We start from the raw sequence: 18,699 nt of genomic DNA on the forward strand, positions 1-18,699 counted from the left end.
TATGTCAGTCCGGTTCAGTTCGAAAGGCTGGCCGGATAGCTACAAAGCCGCTCTCCACTTAAGCGAAGCAAATCCAGATGGTGCCATGCGCCCGACGGGCCGCCGCCACGATAGCTGGGTAATCCCGCCGCAGCCAGCACCGCACTGCGGCCGGGTTCTGTTCGTAAGCGCGCCGCAACGGCTTCTGGGCCGTGAAGCCCCAGCGCGCCAGGTATTTGCCCACAGTCCGTATGGCCAGCACGACCCCGCAGCGCTGCCGGATCAGCTCGCAAACGGCTGCCCGGTTCCACAAGGCAAACGGCAGCCCCAACTCGTCCGGCGGATGCCGGCAGATCAGTCGTTGCACCGCTGCCTCCTGGGCCACATCGAGCCGCCGCTGCTCATTCGGCTTGCGCCCGCGCGGCTGGCTCACCAGCCCCTTGGCGCCCTCGACCGCAAACCGCTTGCAGATGTCGAAGACCCCGGTCCGTGACAGTCCGACCTGCGCCGCAATCGCCCCGTAGGTCAGCCCTCGCTCGCGCAACCCGATCACCTGACGCCGCCGCTCCTCTTGAGCCGCTGCCGGCAGCTTACGCATGTCCACGTGTTTCATGCTAATCGAGGTGGGGTTGCCTGTCGCTCGTTCAAGACAATGAGGGCCGGATCAATAACCAGAGCTAGGCCAGCTGGATCATGGTGGTTCGCAGCCGCGGATTGCCGGCTTTCGAGACGCCTTGCTCCCGGTCGATGGATCCGCTCTGCAAAGGCGTGGGTGCCAATCCGGCATAGGACGCGATCTGCCGTCGGTTGTCGAAATGGCAGAAAAGACCCTCGAGCCAAAGAACGCCCGCAAACTCGGTGCCGATGCCTTTCGAGCTCATCAAGATCGCTGCCGGTGAAGGCAGCGGCCTACTCTCTCCCGCTGCGGCGAACAGGGCATCCCGTTCAGCGTCTACGGTACTGATCTGTTGGAGGATCAGCTCAAGCCGATCGAGTTCACGGCTGATCTGCCTCTTCAGGTGATCCGGGAGAGGCCGGCCATCTCCTGTCATGAGCTGTTCAACCCGCTGCTCTCGGTTGCAGCGTAGGGGCTCATAATCGGTAATCCCATGCGCAAAGAGCAATCCCTTGATCCGATTGATGTGTGCGACCCGTTCGACCATCAGCGTCATGCGTTCACGAACCAAGCGGCGGCGATCTTCTTCTTGCGGACTTGGCGCCTAGACCATGGCGCACACGCGGGGCTCTCCGCGCTAGTAGGCCATGAGCGTCCGCACCAGGGCTTCGCCGTCGATGCGGTCGGTCATGGCCCGCCGGCGCCGGCGCGATACGGCGATCGAAGCAGGATCTACGACATAGCTCTCGAGGCCCTCGCGCTGCTGAACACGATGGATCCAGAAGCCATCATGACCCGCCTCTTGAATGATGATGATCGGAAAGATCTGCCCAGTTCGAACCCGCGCCTTCTCTTTGAGCTGAGCGAACCGCGCCAGGAGTTCGGCCACAACCCCGCTCCGGACGCTGTGCTTGGACATCTTCTCCCCAGCACCCGGCGAGAGCGAGGTGATCAGCCAGACGGAGCGACTGAGCTCCATCGAGACGATAATGGCAGCAAGATCGGTGCGGATAGCAATCTGCGTGGGCCCGGGATTGATTGACATGTGTCGCTTCCAGGGTGCGTGTCCAGTAACCTCACTCTGCCATTGAGCGGATCGCTATCCACCCCCATAGGATCTGCACCCACCCCGCCGGCCAAGTGTCATCAACAAGCGCGTTGCCAAGTGGGCGCCCTCCAGACATGACGACACCTCTTAAAGATCGAAGCTGAAAAGCGTGCGCGAGAGCTTCGTGCCGGGCATTGAACTTCGCGAGGCGCCGAAATTCGTCGCAGGCTCGTTGCCTCATCACTGGCGATCAAAGCGTTGCAACTGAATTTAGATGTCAGACCCGAGAATGTACCGGCGGGCACCTCGGTCTATTGTGCCATCTAGATAACAGATAGATCAAATCTCAAGACAGCATTTGACTGCCACTGACTTGCGGTCGATTGTCCTAGCGTATTCGATTTTGCACCGCGCTGCCATCGGGAAAATGACCGCTGTCTCCAGTTGAACCCGGCGCTGGATCGACAAGTCCTACTCGCGCTTACACGGACCATCACCCTCTGACGCCGCCACTAGGCAACGACAGGATAGCTGCAATGAGGCTAAGTGAATACGTAGAATACGATGCCACCGGTTTGGCCTCACTTGTAAGTGCGGGCGAAGTGACTCCTATGGAACTGACGCGCTTGGCCCGCCAAGCCCACGATGAGATCAATCCAAGCATCAACGCTGTCATCGAGTTCTACGACGATGCTGAGAGCGTTGCCGGCGCGGATACTGGGCTCTTCAATGGCGTGCCATTCCTTCGCAAGGACATCGGAGCCACTGAGGCTGGCCGCCTCCAGGAAAACGGAAGCCGGTTGTTCAAAGGCTACCGCTCCAACGTTGACAGCTATTTTTTTCGCCGCGCCCGGGGCGCCGGGCTCCGCATGATCGGAAGAACAACGCTGCCGGAGCTCGGTACCTCCGGAATGAGCGAATCCATTCTCAATGGCATCACCGGCAATCCATGGAATTTGGAACGCTCGGCAGGCGGCTCGTCCTCAGGATCCGCAGCTGCGGTCGCGGCCGGCATCACTCCGATTGCACATGGCAACGATGGCGGCGGGTCCATTCGTGTCCCCGCGGCCTGGTGCGGCCTTGTCGGGCTGAACCCGTCCCGCGGACGCGTGTCCGGCGGCCCGAGCAACCAGGACGCATCGTTCGGCCGCAGTCGACAGTTTGTGCTCTGTCGGACCGTGCGCGATATGGCCGCCGCGCTGGACGTCTTCTCTGGTCCTCATCCTGGTGATCCCTTTATCATCGTTCAGCCGAACCGTCCCTATGTCGAGGAACTATCCCAGCCCACCGGTTCTCTGCGGGTCGGGGTCGCGAGAACCCAGTGGGGTGCGGTCAAGGTCGAGCCGGAAGTTCTGCAGGCGGTGGAGGCGACGGCCTCACTTCTCGAGGCCATGGGGCACATGGTGACAGATATCGAGCCGCCATACGAGTCCGCAGAATACTGCAGAATATTGCTCGCCAATTCAGCTCGCAGCGCCCACCTCCTCGGTGAAGCGTCCCAAGCAATGGGACGGACCATCAATGCGGATACCGTGGAGCCCGTCAATTTAAAGCTTTATGAATATGGCCGAAGGGTATCACCATTTTTTATGGGGGACGTACATGAGCTTATGCGAAGAATGCGGGTCCGCGTGGGCGAGGCGATCGATGCCTTCGACATTCTGCTGAGCCCTACGATGCCGACCGTGGCCCTGCCGCATGGCAGCATCTGTTGCACAACCAACCCGACGCTTTCCGCGGAAGAATTCCTGGAAGCGGACGCCGCGCTTTATCAATACCTTGGCGTCTTCAATGTTACCGGACAACCGTCGGTGTCCTTGCCTTTGGCACAAAGTTCCGACGGGCTGCCAATCGGCATTCAGATCGTCGGCCGCTTTGGCGACGAGGTCACACTGGTGCGTGTCGCACGCGATCTGGAGGAAGCCAGACCTTGGAGCCACCGGCAGCCAAAGGTCCGAGCAGGGAACAGCTGACGATCGTCTCTAACGCCCCAAGTGTGAAAATCGAGCTATCCTCCGGAACCGAGAGCTTCGATGACGCCGACAGGTGCATTATAGTGAGGGGCGCAAGTACGCCGCTTCCGCCCTGCGCAGCGTCGGAGCCGGCTGCAGCGATCCTTCCAGATCGTCAGTTTGGGAAGGGGACGATCTCCAACGTCGAACATTAGGCGGCGCTCGAGCGCGTCCGCCCCACCCTCAGCTACGACGATCTCTCTCCCTGCGACATCGTCATCGAGGCGGCGACCGAGAACGAGGAGGTGAAGTGCAAGATCTTCACCAATCTCTGCCCCTCGCTCCGGCCGGACGCGATGGTTGCCACCAACACCTCCTCGATCTCCATCACGAGGCTCGCGGCCGCCACGGACCGCCCCGAAAAGTTCATCGGCATCCATTTCATGAACCCGGTGCCGGTGACGCAGATCGTCGAGCTGATCCGCGGCACCGCGACGGACGACCGGATTTATGGAGCCGCCAGAGAGTTCATCGGCAAGCTCGGCAAGACCACAATCGTGTTTACGGATTTCCTGGCATTTATTGTGAACCGCATCCCCTGCCGACGCCAAAGCGCCGATCAACGCCTTGCCCGTGCTTGGGCCTTCCAGGTCTGGGCTGAGGTGACTGCGTCGCGAGTGCCGCCTAGTCATGACCTGAACCGGGATCACCGCGTCTCTCGCCGACAATTTGACGGTGCCATGAATCGACGGGATCAGGCCCCGGTATGGCGATCCATCCACGCACGATGCGGGAGAGCCACCCAGTCGGGGACGATCAGTTCGAGGACCAGCGACCGTTCGAGCTGCACTCAAATGCTTGACCATCTGCGATCCAGATGGCCTCAATATATAAATTATCCTTGCTTACTGCGACCTCGCCGCCTCTAATCCGGCTGGCAGATAAGTCAGGAAGAGGTCTCAACCCAATCCGGATCGAGCAGAGCCGCTACTTGAATAATCAGCTTGAACAGGATGACCATGCTGTTAAAGGCCAGGTTCGATCAATGCTCGGGTATTCCTGATCGTAATTAAACTGATAAGAATAACGTAGAAAGGACAGACAAAGTATGCCTGCAAATGCCAACCGTCACTCGCCGGGTACTTCGAGCAGACATGCCCTGCTGCGGCTTTTGGCTGTACTAGATCAATCCCAAGCCAGTCTACGCTGGAACTAACAATACGTAGGTAAAAGAAGGAATGCTCACCGATTTGGACGAGAGAGGAAAAGCGGTAAGAGCCTCTGTGAGGTGCTTACGCGGCCAGCAGATCGAACTGTCCGGTCAACGACGGGGGGCGGTTGCAGGCATATCTCGCCTAGTGCTTACGCATCATGCGGATCACCTCTATCCCAACCAGGATCACCCGGGCAGTGCTAAAGCCCGTCAATTTACGGAGAGATAACTATGGCCGCTGGAAGCCCGGAGCTTACCATTGTCCTCAACCACCCGGCCGCCGAATCCTACGCTCGCCTTATCGGGGAGCGTTTCCCACAGGTTCGCGCTTTAGTGGCGCCAGGCACCGACAGGCTGGAGCAGTATATAGAGGAGGCCGACGCGCTACTTGCCTTTCGCTTCCCTGTTGAGGTGTTCGATAAGGCGAAGAGGCTGCGATGGTTTCAGTGCACCGGCGCCGGTGTCGATTCCCTGTTCCCAATCCGCGACAGGGTGGGTCACATCACAGTGACCAACGCGCGCGGCATCCATGGCGACGTCATTGCCGATTATGTAATGGCCGGCGTGACGATGCTGCACTGGGATTTCCGTAGGTTTCTGCGCGAGCAGGCAGACAGGGAATGGAACCCGCGCTTTGTGGCGCCGTTGGCCGACAAGACGCTCGGAGTCATCGGGCTGGGCTCGATTGGGGCGACCATCGCTCGTCGCGCGAAGAGCGCCGGAATGACGGTTGTCGGCTCGAAGCGGGATGTTTCGGCCCCGGTTGAAGGTGTCGACGAGTTATTCAGGTCCGATGCGCTTGAGGATCTGCTGCCGCTCTGCGATTTCGTGGTCCTGGCGCTGCCGGCGACGCCGGAGACAGTAGGTCTCATCGGCGCCGCCGAGATCGCGCGCATCAGGTCTGACGCGTTTCTGATCAACATCGCCCGGGGCAACATCGTAGTGGAGGCCGAGCTGATCAAGGCCCTGCAGACAGGCGCGATCGCCGGTGCGATGCTCGACGTATTTGAGCGAGAACCGCTGCCAAAGGACAGCCCGCTTTGGGACATGCCGAACGTAATCGCAACGCCGCATGTGTCGGGAGCCCCGACGAACTATACGGAGCGGATGTTCCCCATCTTCGCAGACAACATCGAACGATTCCTCAAGGGACAGGCGCTGAAAAATGTCGTGGACCTGGCACGAGGCTATTGACCTCAGCACTGCGCTCCTGCGGCTCCAAGTGACATAGTCTTCTGGAATTGATTCAGCAACGAATGGACGGGTCTTGGCTTCGAATTCCTCTCTCCCTGTGCAACAGGTCGGCGGCCGCGAAGAGCGGCGATTATTGACTGATCGGCTCGAGGACAGCGCTGTCCTCACTTCAGTCAGGTCCTCCTTTTCAGCGGCCTACAACGAAGCGCGCGGAAAGTTCGTCGCTGCGTTGCCTCAGGCGCGCGCCTACGTCCTTCCCGACTTAATAGGGCCGGACGGTGAAGAGCTGGCCGTAGACGTCGCTTGGGTTGGCGATCCGGAAGCCGCATGTGTCATGGTTGCCATCTCCGGTGTGCACGGGCCCGAGGGTTTCTGCGGCTCGGGCATTCAAATGGACTGGCTCACGTTGATGAAAGACGTCAGCCTACCGAAAGGCGTAGCATTACTCTTCATCCATGGCCTCAATCCCCACGGCTTCGCCTGGAACCGGCGGGTGACGCAGGAGGGCTGCGACCTCAACCGCAACTTTGTGGATTTTGCCGTCGGCGCACCGGCCAATCCCGGTTATGATGCGCTGCGGCCACATTTCGTGCCACCGGCGCTGGAGGGGCCCGCCTTTGAGGCCGCACAGGAAGCCATACGAGCCTTCAAGCATGCCCATGGCGAACGGGCCTTCCAGATGGCTCGCAAGGCCGGCCAGTATTCGGATCCCGATGGGATGTTCTTTGGTGGGTTCGAGCCGACCTGGTCGGCTCGCACACTGGATGCCATCGCCCGCGAACACGCACTGGACACGCGCAAGTTTGTTGCCGTTATTGACGTCCATACTGGCCTCGGGCCTTATGGCTACGGCGAGTTGCAGAGCGAGCACCGGGCGGCCAGCACCTCACATGGGATTGCAGAGCGCATGTTCGGCCCCAGCGTCACCTCGGCGGATCTCGGAACGTCCAGTTCGATCCCCATCGAGGGCACACTCCAGCTCTATTGGGAGCGGCTGATTGGCGACGGTCGTCACCTCTATCTGGCCCTGGAATACGGCACCTTCGATATCGAAGCCGCCCAGCGTGTGCTGCTGGCCGACCAATGGCTGCACGTGCACGGCGGCGGTGACCGGACCAGCGCCTTTGGTCGCGAGGTGCGTCAGCGCATGCGGGCGCATTTCTGCCCAGACGATCCGATCTGGCAGGAGGCGGTGCTGTTTCGCGGCCGTCAGGTGCTTCGGCAGACGCTGTCGGGACTTACTCAGATGACGCAGGACGACCTCGGTTTGCAGCCATAGGCGGAGCCAATCGCCCAAATCGAACCAAAGGGAACCACAATCAAGAGAGGACATGCGATGACTGAGTCAAAGGATCGTAGCTTCCCCGGAGCCGGCTTGAGCCGCCGTACCCTCCTGCGGGCTGCTACTGCCGCAATGGCCATTCCCGCGATCGCGTGGGCAACCACAGCTTTTGCGCAGGACAAGCTCTCTGGCAAGGGCGAGGTTGTCGTGTATTCGCCAGGTGGCTCATTGACGCAAGCCCTCCGCAAGAGCGTCTTTGAACCTTTCACCAAGGCGACCGGCATCACCGTCGTTGACGTAACGGCCGACTTCGCTGAGCCCCAGGTCAAGGCGATGAACCAAGCTGGCCGCGTGGACTGGGACACGGCGTTCGTCCAAGCGCAGAACTATCCCGATATGCATGCCGCCGGGATGTTCGTTCCGATCGATTATAGTCTTTGGGATGACGAGTCACTGAAAGGCGTTCCTGAAGCGAATCGACTCAACGATGCGGTTGTTATGTATGGGTCGGCCATGCTGCTTGCTTATGACGAGCGGGTATTTGGCGCCAATGGTCCAAAGAGCTGGGCCGATTTTTGGGACGTCAAGGCGTACCCCGGACCGCGTGGCCTTTATGCCCCGGCCGCAAAGCACAACCTTGAATTCGCCTTGATGGCTGATGGCGTGGCGAAGTCGGATATCTGGCCGTTGACAGACGACAAGATCGACAGGGCTCTAAAGAAGCTCGATGAGATCAAGCCGCATGTCACCAAATGGTGGACGGCTGGCGGTGAAGCGCCGCAATTGCTTCTCAACCGCGAGTTCGTGATGACGAACGCCTTCGATGGCCGTGTGATTGCCGCCATCAACCAAGGAGCGAAAATCCGGATGGTGTGGGAAGGCGCGCACGTCAACTACACCTACTGGACGGTCCTCAAGGGCGGCCCAAACAACGCAAATGCGCAGAAGTTAATCGCATTCATCAATAAAGCCACTATCGCATCCGGCTTTACCCAGGCAAGCGGCTTTCCAGGACCCAACAGGAACCAACTCCAGCATCTGCCGTCTAACTTGGTTCCACTGCTCAGCATAAGCCCCGAGAATGCCTCGAAGGTGGTGATCGAGGATTCTGCTTGGCTTGCCGCCAAGCGCCCCGACGGCAAAACAAATCTTGATCACATCCAGGAGCGTTGGCTGGCATGGCGGGCAAAATGATCTCCCTCGCAACGAATGCCGCGGCGGAGGCCTCGCGGCCTCCGCCGCGGGTCAGGCCCACCGGATGGGCCTGGCTCCTACTGCCCGGGAGCATCTTCCTCACGGTCCTTTTTGTGATGCCGCTCCTGGGACTGCTGCTGCTTTCCCTGGGGATGCCCGATTGGACGCTGGCGCATTTCCTACGCATCGGCGACAGTCCTGCTTATGCAACTGTGCTTGGCACCACGCTTGAGATCAGCCTTTCGGTGACGGCGCTTGCCTTCGTGTTCGGTTATCCCATCGCCTATGTCCTGACGACAGGCGGACCAACATTGCGCACTTTCCTGCTCATCGCGGTGGTGTTGCCCTATTTCACCAGCGTTCTGGCGAGGACCTTTGCCTGGATCGTCCTTCTCGGACGGGGTGGCGTCATCAACGAGATCCTGCTCCAACTCGGCTTGGTCTCGCAGCCGGTGACCATGCTTTACAACCGCGTCGGCGTGATCATTGGCATGACCCACATCATCATGCCGCTCATGATTCTGCCGATGTCCACGGTCATGTCCAGCATCGACCAGAGGCTGCTGCGGGCTGCGAGGGCGAGTGGAGCAAGCTCGCTTGCCGCCTTCCTCACGATATTCCTGCCGCTCAGCCTGCCCGGCGTCATTGCCGGCGTGCTGCTCGTCTTCATCTATTGTCTCGGCTTCTACATCACACCGGCATTGCTCGGTGGGTTGTCGGATCTCACCATCACCATGGAGATCAGCGCCCAGGTCGTCGACCGACTCAACTGGAATTTCGGCGCCGCCCTCTCCATGGTGCTACTGGTGGGCGTCCTGGCGATATTGTGGATCGGCTCGCGCTTCTTCCCCATTGAGCAGCTTTTGGGGTTCTCCGACGGCAAAAGCGGCTCTGATGCCGCCCCCCGCCGCCAGCTGGGCACACGCTGGCTGATGCATGTCGGATCCGCAGCAAACACGCTCGACCGTTGGCTCCCCTCGATGGGCGGTCGTGGTGTTGTGATCTTGGCGAGCTTCCTGGCAGTGCTCCTGCTGCTGCCGGTCCTGATCGTCGCCTACCTGTCGTTCAGTTCATCGCCTTACTTCGTATTCCCCGTGCCGGGCTACTCGCTCGGCAACTACCAGGCCTATCTTTCCGATACCCTGTGGATGAGCGCAACCTTCGCCAGCATCCGCGTCGCCCTGATGGCGGCCGGCATGGCGACGGTGCTTGGTGCCATGCTCGCCTTCGGTCTCTCACGCGGTCGTATTCGCGGGCGCAGTGCGATCGTCGCACTCGTGCTCTCGCCAATCATCATGCCGACGGTCATTGTGGCGGTTGCGACCTATTTCCTGCTGGTGCGGGTGGGGCTTCAGGGCACCGAGTTTGGACTGGCGCTTGGCCACGCGGTTCACGCCATCCCGTTCGTGGTGGTGATCGTGGTTGCCAATCTGCGGGACCTCAACCCGGCCTATGAGCGCGCGGCCCGCAGCCTGGGTGCCGGGCCTCTGGCCACCTTCCGCACCATCATTGCGCCGCTGGTTATGCCGGCCTTCATCGTCGCCGCCTTCTTCGCCTTCCTGACCTCGTTCGACGATGTCGTCTATGTGCTGTTCCTCGGCATCGGAAAGGTGACGACGCTGCCCATGCGCATGTGGGAAGGGATCAAGCAGGATATCAGTCCGACCATCTCAGCGGTGGCCACGCTGCAAATGGCGTTTGCGGCGATCGTCATCATCATTGGTGCGGTGCTGGGGCGCCGAAGGAATACGTGACAGCTAGATCTGAAAGCGTTGATTAAGAAAGGACCAGACATGATTGCCGACTCCGATCTGCTACCCGTGGATGCGATCGACCAGTTGCCCTTCACTCCGGCTGAGTACGACGCTCGCCTTACGGCATGCCGGCAGGCCATGAGCGAGCGCGGGATCGACTATCTCGTGCTCAACTCGCCTGAGAACATTTACTATTTGTCAGGGTTCATCACGAAAGGATACTACGTCTTTCAGGCCCTCGTCGTGACGCATACCAGCGAGCCAATCCTCGTTGTGCGTCGCTATGAACAGGCCAATGTCGAGCGGCTGTCCTACTACCGCTGTGCCGCAATATGGCAGGACACCGACGTTCCGGCAGAAGTGCTTGCCCGGACGCTGGCCGATTTGGGCGCTGCGGGGAAGACCGTGGGCGTCGATGCCAACGCCGTGTTTTTTACGGTGAGCGCCTATGAAACGCTCCGCGCGGCGATGCCCGGAACCAAATTCGTCAATGCGTCTACGGTGTTAGAGAAATGCCGGGCCATCAAGTCCCCGCAGGAGATTGCATACATTCGACGTGCGGCTGAGGCGCTGTCCGTAGGCTTTAGGGCTGCGCACGAAGCCGCGCGTCCGGGGCGTACCGAGAACGACGTGGCCGCGGCTTTTCATCATGCTGCCATCTCGGCAGGCAGCGAATACATGGGCAGCGCTCCGTACGTGGTTTCCGGCCCTCGTACCGCGCTGCCGCACGCCACCTGGGCTGGACGACGCATCGAAAAAGGAGATTTGGTCCTCGTTGAGGGATCTGCCAACTGGAAGCGCTACAGCGCGGCCCTGATGCGGACCTGGTGCATGGGAAAACCGAGCGACAGTGTCCGCCGGGCCGCCGACGTTTCGAAAGCCGCGCTCGATGCGGCCATCGCCGCCATCAAGCCAGGTGCAACGAGCGGCGAGATCGACGACGCATGTCGCGGTACTGTGGCCCGTGGAGGCCTCGCTCATGCTTTCCTTCATCGAACGGGCTACTCGATCGGGGTTGGCATTTGCCCCGGCTGGGGCGAAGGCTGGGTCATGGACCTAAAGGAAGGAGATCCGCGCGTTCTACAGCCAGGCATGGTCTTCCACATGGTGCCGGTGCTCTTCCCGGAGCCTGACGTTAGCGTTGGGTTCAGTGCAACCGTGCTCGTGACCAACGCAGGCGCAGAGATTATCTCCGATTACCCGCGGGAGATAGAATGTTGAAGATCGCCCATAACATCACTGATGTGAAAACCGGCGGAATCGCGCTTCGCGGTGTCCGCAAACGCTACGGCGGCGCCGTCGCCGTCGACGGCGTCAGCCTTGACATATCGCCCGGCGAATTCGTCTCCCTGCTCGGCCCCAGCGGATCAGGCAAGACCACCACGCTGATGATGATCGCCGGTTTCGAGACGCCCGACACCGGCCAAATACTGCTGGACGGGAAGGACATAACCCGCCTGCCGCCGCACCGCCGCGAGCTCGGCATCATCTTCCAGAACTATGCGCTCTTCCCCCACATGACGGTCGCGGACAATGTTGCCTATCCGCTGCGCATGCGCCGCATGCCGAAGGCAGAGGTCAAAAGCCGTGTCGACCGCGTCCTTGAGCAGGTGCAGCTTGGCGCGCTGGCCGACCGCTATCCCCACCAGATGTCCGGCGGCCAGCAACAACGCGTTGCGATCGCCCGCGCTCTGGTGTTCGACCCGCCCGTTCTGCTTCTGGACGAGCCACTTGGCGCCCTCGACAAGAAGCTGCGGCAGCATCTCAGAGCGGAGATCAAGGCACTGCACAAGGAGGTCGGCAAGACGATGATCTACGTCACGCATGACCAGGAAGAGGCGTTGGCTATGTCCGATCGTGTTGCCGTCATGCACGAGGGCCGGATCAGGCAGGCTTCTTCACCGCGCGACATCTACAGCCGGCCCGCGGAGCTGTTCGTCGCCAGCTTCGTGGGGGAAGCGAACCTCATTCCGGTCAAGCTTAAAGGCGGTGTGGCCTACAGTCCGGACGGGGCACGTCTCGAAGCAACACAATGGGATGGCGACGACGCGGAGGCTATGCTTTGCGTCAGACCAGAACACGTTCGTCTCAAGCTGGCCGGTGTTGGAGCGGCGCCGGGCCTCCATGGGGCCGTCGTCGACTCCACCTTTGTCGGTGATGCGACGGTCATCGAATGCGAGACAAGTTCTGGGCTGCGGCTCACCTCAAAGGTACTCAACCAGCCGGGCAACCCAGTTCCCTCTGTAGGGTCAAGTTGCGTTCTATCGTGGGCTCAGACCGATGCGACGATCCTGACCCAATAGCCTGAGCCGACGCCCGCATTTATCGGTAAATGCGGGCGTCGGCTCACCTGATCGGCTATTCATGGCGGCAGGGGCCTAAAATTAATCATACACCAGGAAGTTCTAAATCACGGGCGTGCGGATTTTTTGGGCGACTGTCAGATTTGCCCGTTCACCAAAAAGGACATCAACATGGATGAAGTAAAGCGCCACGAAGTTGGCCCTCGCATGAGCCAAATGGTTGCTTGTGGAAATATGGTCTATACTGCGGGTGTTGTAGCGGTGCGTGCCCCCGGCAAGTCGGTTGGCGAGCAGACCGCCGACATTCTAGCCAAGATCGATGATCTGCTTGCCGCCGGCGGAACCGACAAGAGCAAGATACTGACAGCCACAATTTGGCTCTCCGACATATCCTCTTTCGCGGAAATGAACCGCGTATGGGACAGCTGGGTGGTTCCCGGACGCACGCCTTGCCGGGCCTGCGTCGAGGCAAAGCTGGCAGGATCAGAATATACGGTCGAGATCCAAGTCACTGCAGTGCGTTAAGTTGAACCCGTGAGTGACTGCGTCGTAAGCCGGTTGCAGGCTTACGGCGCAGGCTCATATAGCCTCAAGCAGCTGGAGCTTAAGCTAGCATCAGGAGCATCTAGATCGCTCCGCTGACTGCGACGGACGCAACAATCCTAACGGGATACCTTGCCAACATGGCTTACAGACGTCGTCGGAACACGGTGCAATAGAGCGTTTAAATAGGATGTAATGGTATGTACTTTTACACATACTTATCGAAAACTAGAGCCCAAAGCGAGCAGATTATATAGGACAAGACGTAAAATGATGAGGAAGACCTTGGGAATACTGGAACTTGAGAACAAACCACTCGACCTCCCCGGCGCTCTGTGTGCGCCTGGGACGTTTCAATTTCCTGTCAAGCGCCTAACGGTCCCAGGAGCATCGGCGCGAAACATCGTCGACGGCGATCGCTCAATTAAAGACGCATACATCAGCTGTGGCCGCCAACTGGAAAGCGAAGGGGCCGCAGCAATTATTGCGAACTGCGGTTTCAGCGCCGTGTTTCAAGCCGAGGTATCCGCTGCCGTCTCAGTACCCGTTGCCCTATCTAGCCTTCTGCTGGTGCCCCTTGTGGCGAATACGCTACCACCCGGACGGAAAGTCGGCATTCTCACCTATGACGCCAACAAGCTCGCAGAGCATCATTTCGCGGCGGCCGGATGGTCGTCCGAGGAGATCGCTGTTTCTATCGCCGGAATTGAAGGCTCTGAGTCGTGGCGCCAGTTCGCCGAGCCCACTCCTGTTATTCCACCGGCTCTGCTTATTAACGATGTGATGGCAGCGGCAAAGTCTCTTTTGAGCGCCGATCCCGCCGTCGCAGCTCTGGTGTTCGAATGTGCGGGCTTCCCACTCGCGGCAGAAACAGTGCGGCTCGAAACAGGCTTGCCTGTAGCTGACTATGTCAGTCTGGCAAGGATGCTCATCGAAATGAGCCCTTCACCCAGGCATCTCTAAAGGTCGGGGCGAGCCCGTTTTTCCAAGTTGGGTTTGCCTTAGACATGATGGTGTATCACAGGAGGTCCAGGGCCTACGCTCAGGCTCGGGCGAGCCAAGTAGCGAAGTGAAGCGAAGGCCCCGCTGGCAGATGATTCCGCACCTCCAATCCGAAACCGATGCCGAACCTCGGATTCCCACTTTCTTCGAACGTCTGGTTGAGGTCGGCTTCCGCGGTGAGGTGAGAAGCGATCATTCGCACCGAATTGTTCTGGCGACGGATAACTCCGTTTATCAGGTCAAGCCGGCTGGCGTTGCGTTTCCGCGCGATGCGGAAGACGTGGTTCTAGCAATGAGGGCGCTTTCCGAACCACGATTTGCCGACGTTGCGATCACACCGAGAGGCGGCGGGACTGGCACCAACGGCCAGTCGCTGACCGAAGGGGTTATTATCGACTGCTCACGCTATATGAACCGGATCCTGGAGATCGACCCTGTGCGCAGAGTGGCCCGGGTTCAGGCCGGGGTCGTCAAGGACCAGCTCAACAAAGCACTTAAGCCTCACGGACTGTTTTTTGCTCCGGAGTTATCGACCTCAAATCGCGCCACGATCGGCGGCATGATCAGCACTGATGCATGCGGGCAGGGCTCCTGCCTTTATGGCAAGACCAGCAATCATGTGCTTGGCCTGAGGATGGTGCTGAGTGACGGCACTGACTGGTGGTTCCGTCCTGTCGATGACGAAGAACTTGCCAAGTTGCAGGCCCGAGCCGACCGCATCGGCGAGATCTATCGACAACTGGAAAGTATCGAGCGTGAGCAGCAGGATCTGATTGCGGCAACCTTTCCGAAGCTCAATCGCTATTTGACCGGCTATGACCTCGCCCATCTGCGGCGGCCGGATGGGCGCTTTGACGTCAGTGCCATTCTGTGTGGCTCGGAAGGCACGCTCGGCATGATCTTGGAAGCGGAGCTGAACGTGCTGCCGATTCCGGCCCGCTCCGCTCTCATCAACATCCGGTATGAGGATTTCAATACGGCGCTGGAGGATGCCCGCCACCTCGTGACACTCACGGTCGCGTCGGTTGAGACTGTGGACGAGAAAGTTCTAGGTCTTGCCAAGGGTGACGTGATCTGGACGAGGGTTGCCGAGTTCTTCTCAGACGAAGAAAGTGCTCAGGCAAACGGGATCAACATCGCGGAGATCCTGGCAGACGACGAAGAAGAGCTGGAGCTGAGGCTTTCGGCGGTTCTGTCAGACCTCGGGTCAAAGCCGATGAAGGGCCGTGTCGGCTACACCATCGCCAAACGTCCGGGAGATGTCGAGGCGATCTGGGCCATGCGTAAGCGTGCTGTCGGTCTGTTAGGCAATGCCGAAGGGTCTGCCAGGCCCGTTGCCTTTGTTGAGGACACCGCGGTCCCGCCGGCAAATCTAGCGGCCTATATTCGGGAGTTTCGCGCCCTTCTGGATGCAGAAGGACTACAATACGGCATGTTCGGCCATGTCGATGCAGGTGTACTGCATGTGCGCCCTGCGCTCGACCTCACGCGGGATGAGCATCTGCCGCTTATTCGAGGCATCAGCGACAAGGTGGTAGCGCTGACGCGCAAGTACGGTGGCGTGCTCTGGGGGGAACATGGCAAGGGTATGCGTTCAGAATACGTTCCGGAATTTTTCGGAGCGCTCTATCCGAGTCTGCAGGCTGTCAAGGCGGCCTTTGATCCTGGAAATCAGCTCAACCCCGGCAAGATTGCGGCGCCCGAGACCTCTAAACTGAAAAAGATCGATGAAGTCCCCTTACGGGGACAATTCGACCGCGTCATTCCCTCCGACATCAGGGCGGCCCTCGGCAACGTGGCCTTTTGCAACGGCAACGGCGCCTGCTTTGACGTCGAGGAGGATAATGTCATGTGTCCTTCTTACAAGGCGACCCGCGACCGGCGGTTTTCGCCAAAGGGGCGAGCCTCACTCATGCGGGAGTGGTTACGCCTTCTTGCGAAAGACGGCGTCGATCCGCGCATCGAGGCGGAGCGCGCTCGCGCTCGCAAGCCCTTTCACGTCCTGGTCCGAGCGTGGAACAGCCTCAATCCGGCCAATCGTCACGACTTCTCCCATGAGGTTCGGGAAGCCATGGACACCTGCTTGGCGTGCAAGGCCTGTGCCGGACAATGCCCGGTCAAGGTCAGCGTCCCGGCCTTCCGATCGAAGTTTCTTGAGTTGTATCACGACCGTTACCTGCGCCCACTGAAGGATCCGATCGTAGCAGCAGTGGAGACGATCTTACCATTGGCGGCGTGGCTTCGCCCCGTCTATAATACCGCCGTCACGACGGTGTTTGGAAAGATGGTGATGCACTTGGTAGGACTGACAGCATTGCCAGCCATCCCAGCGACCAAGCTCCGCCGCGAACTCGCCCGCCGTGGTGTTGATATGGCCAGCAGGGACCGGATTGCGCGACTTGCGCCGAATGAACGCGAACGCGCCGTGGTGCTCGTGCCAGATGCTTTCACAGCAACTTTCGACCCAGAGATTATCCTTGATGCCGCTGATCTTGTTCACAAGATGGGGTTCCTCCCATTCATGATGGGATACCATGAGAATGGGAAAGCATTGTATGTGCACGGCTATCTCGGTCGTTTCGCCAAGACTGCCGCCACCACTTCGCGCCACCTTCACGAATTGGCCGAGATGGGAGTCGCGCTCGTAGGTCTCGATCCGGCCATGACCCTCACCTATCGCAGCGAATATGCCGAAGCTCTGCCTTGTCAGCCGAAGGCGCGCGTACTGCTTCTGCAGGAATGGCTGTATGACAATCTAGAGAGGTTGCACTTGGCTCCCGAGGCAAAGACCTCCGGAAGCTTTAAGCTTCTATCCCATTGCACGGAACGGTCCAACCTTCCCCGGGCGGCGAGCGAATGGGCTTCCATATTCGACCGGCTCGGTATCAATCTGTCGATTGCAGACGTCGGCTGTTGCGGGATGGCTGGCACCTTTGGCCATGAGGTCAGAAATCGCGAAATATCGGATGCGCTGTTCGCAATGAGCTGGGCGGACGAAATCGCGGCGGCGGATCGCAAAGCGGTTCTCATGGCGACGGGGTATTCCTGCCGGTCGCACGCCAAATGGATGAGGCAGGTTACTCTTCCTCATCCCGTTCAGGTTATCAATGGATTTGCTGCTTAAGAGGGGTCAAGAACTATTACTTTGAATCAGTAGACATACGAACGGGCTCCGCCCACTGACCATATCAGGATCAGGTGGAAAGAGGGCCCTGATAAACTCCGCTAGACGGCGTTCTTGCCGAAATTGTGCTGTAAACCAAAACTAACCATGGAACTGGCTAGCCTTATACAATACGAGCGCTCGCGTGGATGTGCAGGCTTAGCAAATGCTGCACCTACTCCCTTCCGGACGCTCTGTCATTGCGGAGTTATCATTTGAGGTTGGTTATCGGACCGCTTCTCTTCGGCCGTGTCATCACGACAGACGAAATTCGCTGTGACATCTGGGCAGCGCCTTGGAGGGCAATGGTCTCGATAGGGGGTGAGCAGCAGCAACATCACCACTGTGCAACAATGCTGTATGTTATCGACCATCGGCAACTGTCCGTAGGGCTCAATCAGGTCCACTCCGCCACACTAACTTCACCAAGAGCCTATCCCGGTAGGGCGTGACGCGAGGTGATGATGCCGAGCGCAAAGTGAAGCAGGGCAAGGTGTTGTTGCCCCTGAAAGATCGGACAGATCATCCCGGTTGACGTGAGGCAATGAACTCACGTGGTGAACGATACCCGAGTGCCTTGTGCGGGTGAAGGCTGTTGTAATGCTCGAACCATAAAGGAAGGCTGTCCAGCACGGTGCGGGCATCCGGAATTGGGCTGACGCGGACGTAATCGCGCTTGATCGTTCGCACAAAGGCTTCGGCCATGCCATTGCTCTGGGGGCTCTGCACCGGTGTGGTCCTCGGCTCCAGCCCCATTTCCCGCGCCAGGCTTTTCGTCTCATGGGCGATGTAGCCCGAGCCATTGTCGGAGAGCCATTCGATGGTCTCTGGCAGACGGTTCACAGGTCCGAAACGGTACTCGACGGCGGTGATCATCAGGTCCTGCACGTCCTCACCCTTGATCCCTTCGGTCGTGGCCACATGCCCCAGCACCTCCCGGTCGCAGCAGTCGAGGGCAAAGGCCACCCGCACCTTCTCACCATTGTCACAGCCGATCTCGAACCCGTCCGAGCACCAGCGCAGATTGGAGCGATCCACGGCTACCCGCCCGTCGTGCCGGCGCGCCTCGGCCCCTCCGGCATGGCGCTGCAGCAGGAGACTGGTCTTGCTTCGAAAAAATGGAGAGCTTCTGATGAAGCAGGAGGATCTCCATGCCGAAGACCCGTTTTACGAGAGAGTTTCAGGATGAGGCCGTCCGCCTCGTTTTGACGAGTGGGCGCTCTCAGCGCGCGATCGCCGACGATCTTGGAGTGAACCGTTCGACGCTCGCGCGCTGGATGGCCGAGCACCAGGACACACGGCCTTCGTCGGCCATGCCGCCCAGTGAGGATGTCATGGACGAGCTCAAGCGCCTCCGTCGCGAGAACGAGGTGCTGCGGCAAGAGCGCGACATCCTCAAGAAGGCCACGGTGGGTTCAACCGGTCAGTGCACCATGATTGATTTCGTTGCGCTTCG

At 59.5% G+C, this 18,699-nt stretch carries 11 protein-coding genes and 4 pseudogenes; 12 read left to right on the plus strand and 3 right to left on the minus strand.

Annotated elements, in window-relative coordinates:
* Positions 1-94: 94 nt before the first annotated feature.
* Together JKL46_RS30860 and JKL46_RS30865 are read right to left on the minus strand one after the other, a co-directional pair.
* Positions 95-592 (minus strand): annotated as a pseudogene (locus JKL46_RS30860) (winged helix-turn-helix domain-containing protein); the annotation flags it as partial.
* Positions 593-659: 67 nt separating this feature from the next.
* Positions 660-1,640, minus strand: a pseudogene (locus JKL46_RS30865) (IS110 family RNA-guided transposase); the annotation flags it as partial.
* A gap of 539 nt (positions 1,641-2,179) precedes the next feature.
* Between JKL46_RS30865 and JKL46_RS30870 the strand changes: the two are divergent.
* The 11 genes and pseudogenes from JKL46_RS30870 (at position 2,180) to ydiJ (ending at position 17,204) form a co-directional block, all read left to right on the plus strand.
* Positions 2,180-3,616: an amidase gene (locus tag JKL46_RS30870; protein WP_201841769.1), complete on the plus strand. Its 1,437-nt coding sequence runs from the start codon at positions 2,180-2,182 to the stop codon at positions 3,614-3,616.
* Positions 3,617-3,768: 152 nt separating this feature from the next.
* Positions 3,769-4,191, plus strand: a pseudogene (locus tag JKL46_RS35965) (3-hydroxyacyl-CoA dehydrogenase NAD-binding domain-containing protein); the annotation flags it as partial.
* An 848-nt stretch (positions 4,192-5,039) separates the two neighbouring features.
* Positions 5,040-6,002: a D-2-hydroxyacid dehydrogenase gene (locus JKL46_RS30880; protein WP_201841772.1), complete on the plus strand. Its 963-nt coding sequence runs from the start codon at positions 5,040-5,042 to the stop codon at positions 6,000-6,002.
* Positions 6,003-6,075: 73 nt separating this feature from the next.
* Positions 6,076-7,281 (plus strand): M14 family metallopeptidase, encoded by a 1,206-nt coding sequence (locus JKL46_RS30885; RefSeq protein ID WP_201841775.1) that lies wholly within the window; start codon positions 6,076-6,078, stop codon positions 7,279-7,281.
* Positions 7,282-7,377: 96 nt separating this feature from the next.
* Positions 7,378-8,478 carry an ABC transporter substrate-binding protein gene (locus tag JKL46_RS30890; RefSeq protein ID WP_201841778.1) on the plus strand — a complete coding sequence of 367 codons (1,101 nt, stop codon included), beginning with the start codon at positions 7,378-7,380 and terminating at the stop codon, positions 8,476-8,478.
* Positions 8,463-10,232, plus strand: coding sequence for an ABC transporter permease subunit (locus JKL46_RS30895; RefSeq protein WP_201841781.1), 1,770 nt, complete (start codon positions 8,463-8,465; stop codon positions 10,230-10,232). The genes JKL46_RS30890 and JKL46_RS30895 overlap by 16 nt, the downstream gene beginning before the upstream one ends.
* 39 nt (positions 10,233-10,271) lie before the next feature.
* Positions 10,272-11,453: a M24 family metallopeptidase gene (locus tag JKL46_RS30900; protein ID WP_201841784.1), complete on the plus strand. Its 1,182-nt coding sequence runs from the start codon at positions 10,272-10,274 to the stop codon at positions 11,451-11,453.
* Positions 11,447-12,535, plus strand: a complete 1,089-nt coding sequence (locus JKL46_RS30905; RefSeq protein WP_201841787.1) for an ABC transporter ATP-binding protein — start codon at positions 11,447-11,449, stop codon at positions 12,533-12,535. Before JKL46_RS30900 ends, JKL46_RS30905 begins: the two co-directional genes overlap by 7 nt.
* 171 nt (positions 12,536-12,706) lie before the next feature.
* On the plus strand, positions 12,707-13,060 hold the full coding sequence (locus JKL46_RS30910; protein WP_201841790.1) for a RidA family protein: 354 nt from the start codon (positions 12,707-12,709) through the stop codon (positions 13,058-13,060).
* A 288-nt stretch (positions 13,061-13,348) separates the two neighbouring features.
* Positions 13,349-14,041, plus strand: coding sequence for an aspartate/glutamate racemase family protein (locus JKL46_RS30915; RefSeq protein ID WP_201841793.1), 693 nt, complete (start codon positions 13,349-13,351; stop codon positions 14,039-14,041).
* Between the two features lie 130 nt (positions 14,042-14,171).
* Complete coding sequence (ydiJ, locus tag JKL46_RS30920; RefSeq protein WP_201841796.1) at positions 14,172-17,204, plus strand: D-2-hydroxyglutarate dehydrogenase YdiJ; 3,033 nt, start codon at positions 14,172-14,174, stop codon at positions 17,202-17,204.
* A 561-nt stretch (positions 17,205-17,765) separates the two neighbouring features.
* Here ydiJ and JKL46_RS30925 read toward each other — a convergent pair.
* Positions 17,766-18,344, minus strand: a pseudogene (locus JKL46_RS30925) (DDE-type integrase/transposase/recombinase); the annotation flags it as partial.
* 50 nt (positions 18,345-18,394) lie between these two features.
* Between JKL46_RS30925 and JKL46_RS30930 the strand changes: the two are divergent.
* The coding region (locus tag JKL46_RS30930; RefSeq protein ID WP_201841799.1) for a transposase at positions 18,395-18,699 on the plus strand (305 nt) is incomplete at its 3' end.

It is taken from the genome of Microvirga zambiensis WSM3693, from assembly GCF_016735695.1.
GTDB lineage: Bacteria > Pseudomonadota > Alphaproteobacteria > Rhizobiales > Beijerinckiaceae > Microvirga > Microvirga zambiensis.

Coding starts and splice junctions, on each gene's coding strand:
- JKL46_RS30870 (WP_201841769.1), top strand. CDS start 2,180: ATGAGGCTAAGTGAATACGTAGAATACGATGCCACCGGTTTGGCCTCA.
- JKL46_RS30880 (WP_201841772.1), top strand. CDS start 5,040: ATGGCCGCTGGAAGCCCGGAGCTTACCATTGTCCTCAACCACCCGGCC.
- JKL46_RS30895 (WP_201841781.1), top strand. CDS start 8,463: ATGGCGGGCAAAATGATCTCCCTCGCAACGAATGCCGCGGCGGAGGCC.
- JKL46_RS30900 (WP_201841784.1), top strand. CDS start 10,272: ATGATTGCCGACTCCGATCTGCTACCCGTGGATGCGATCGACCAGTTG.
- JKL46_RS30905 (WP_201841787.1), top strand. CDS start 11,447: ATGTTGAAGATCGCCCATAACATCACTGATGTGAAAACCGGCGGAATC.
- JKL46_RS30910 (WP_201841790.1), top strand. CDS start 12,707: ATGGATGAAGTAAAGCGCCACGAAGTTGGCCCTCGCATGAGCCAAATG.
- JKL46_RS30915 (WP_201841793.1), top strand. CDS start 13,349: ATGATGAGGAAGACCTTGGGAATACTGGAACTTGAGAACAAACCACTC.
- ydiJ (WP_201841796.1), top strand. CDS start 14,172: ATGATTCCGCACCTCCAATCCGAAACCGATGCCGAACCTCGGATTCCC.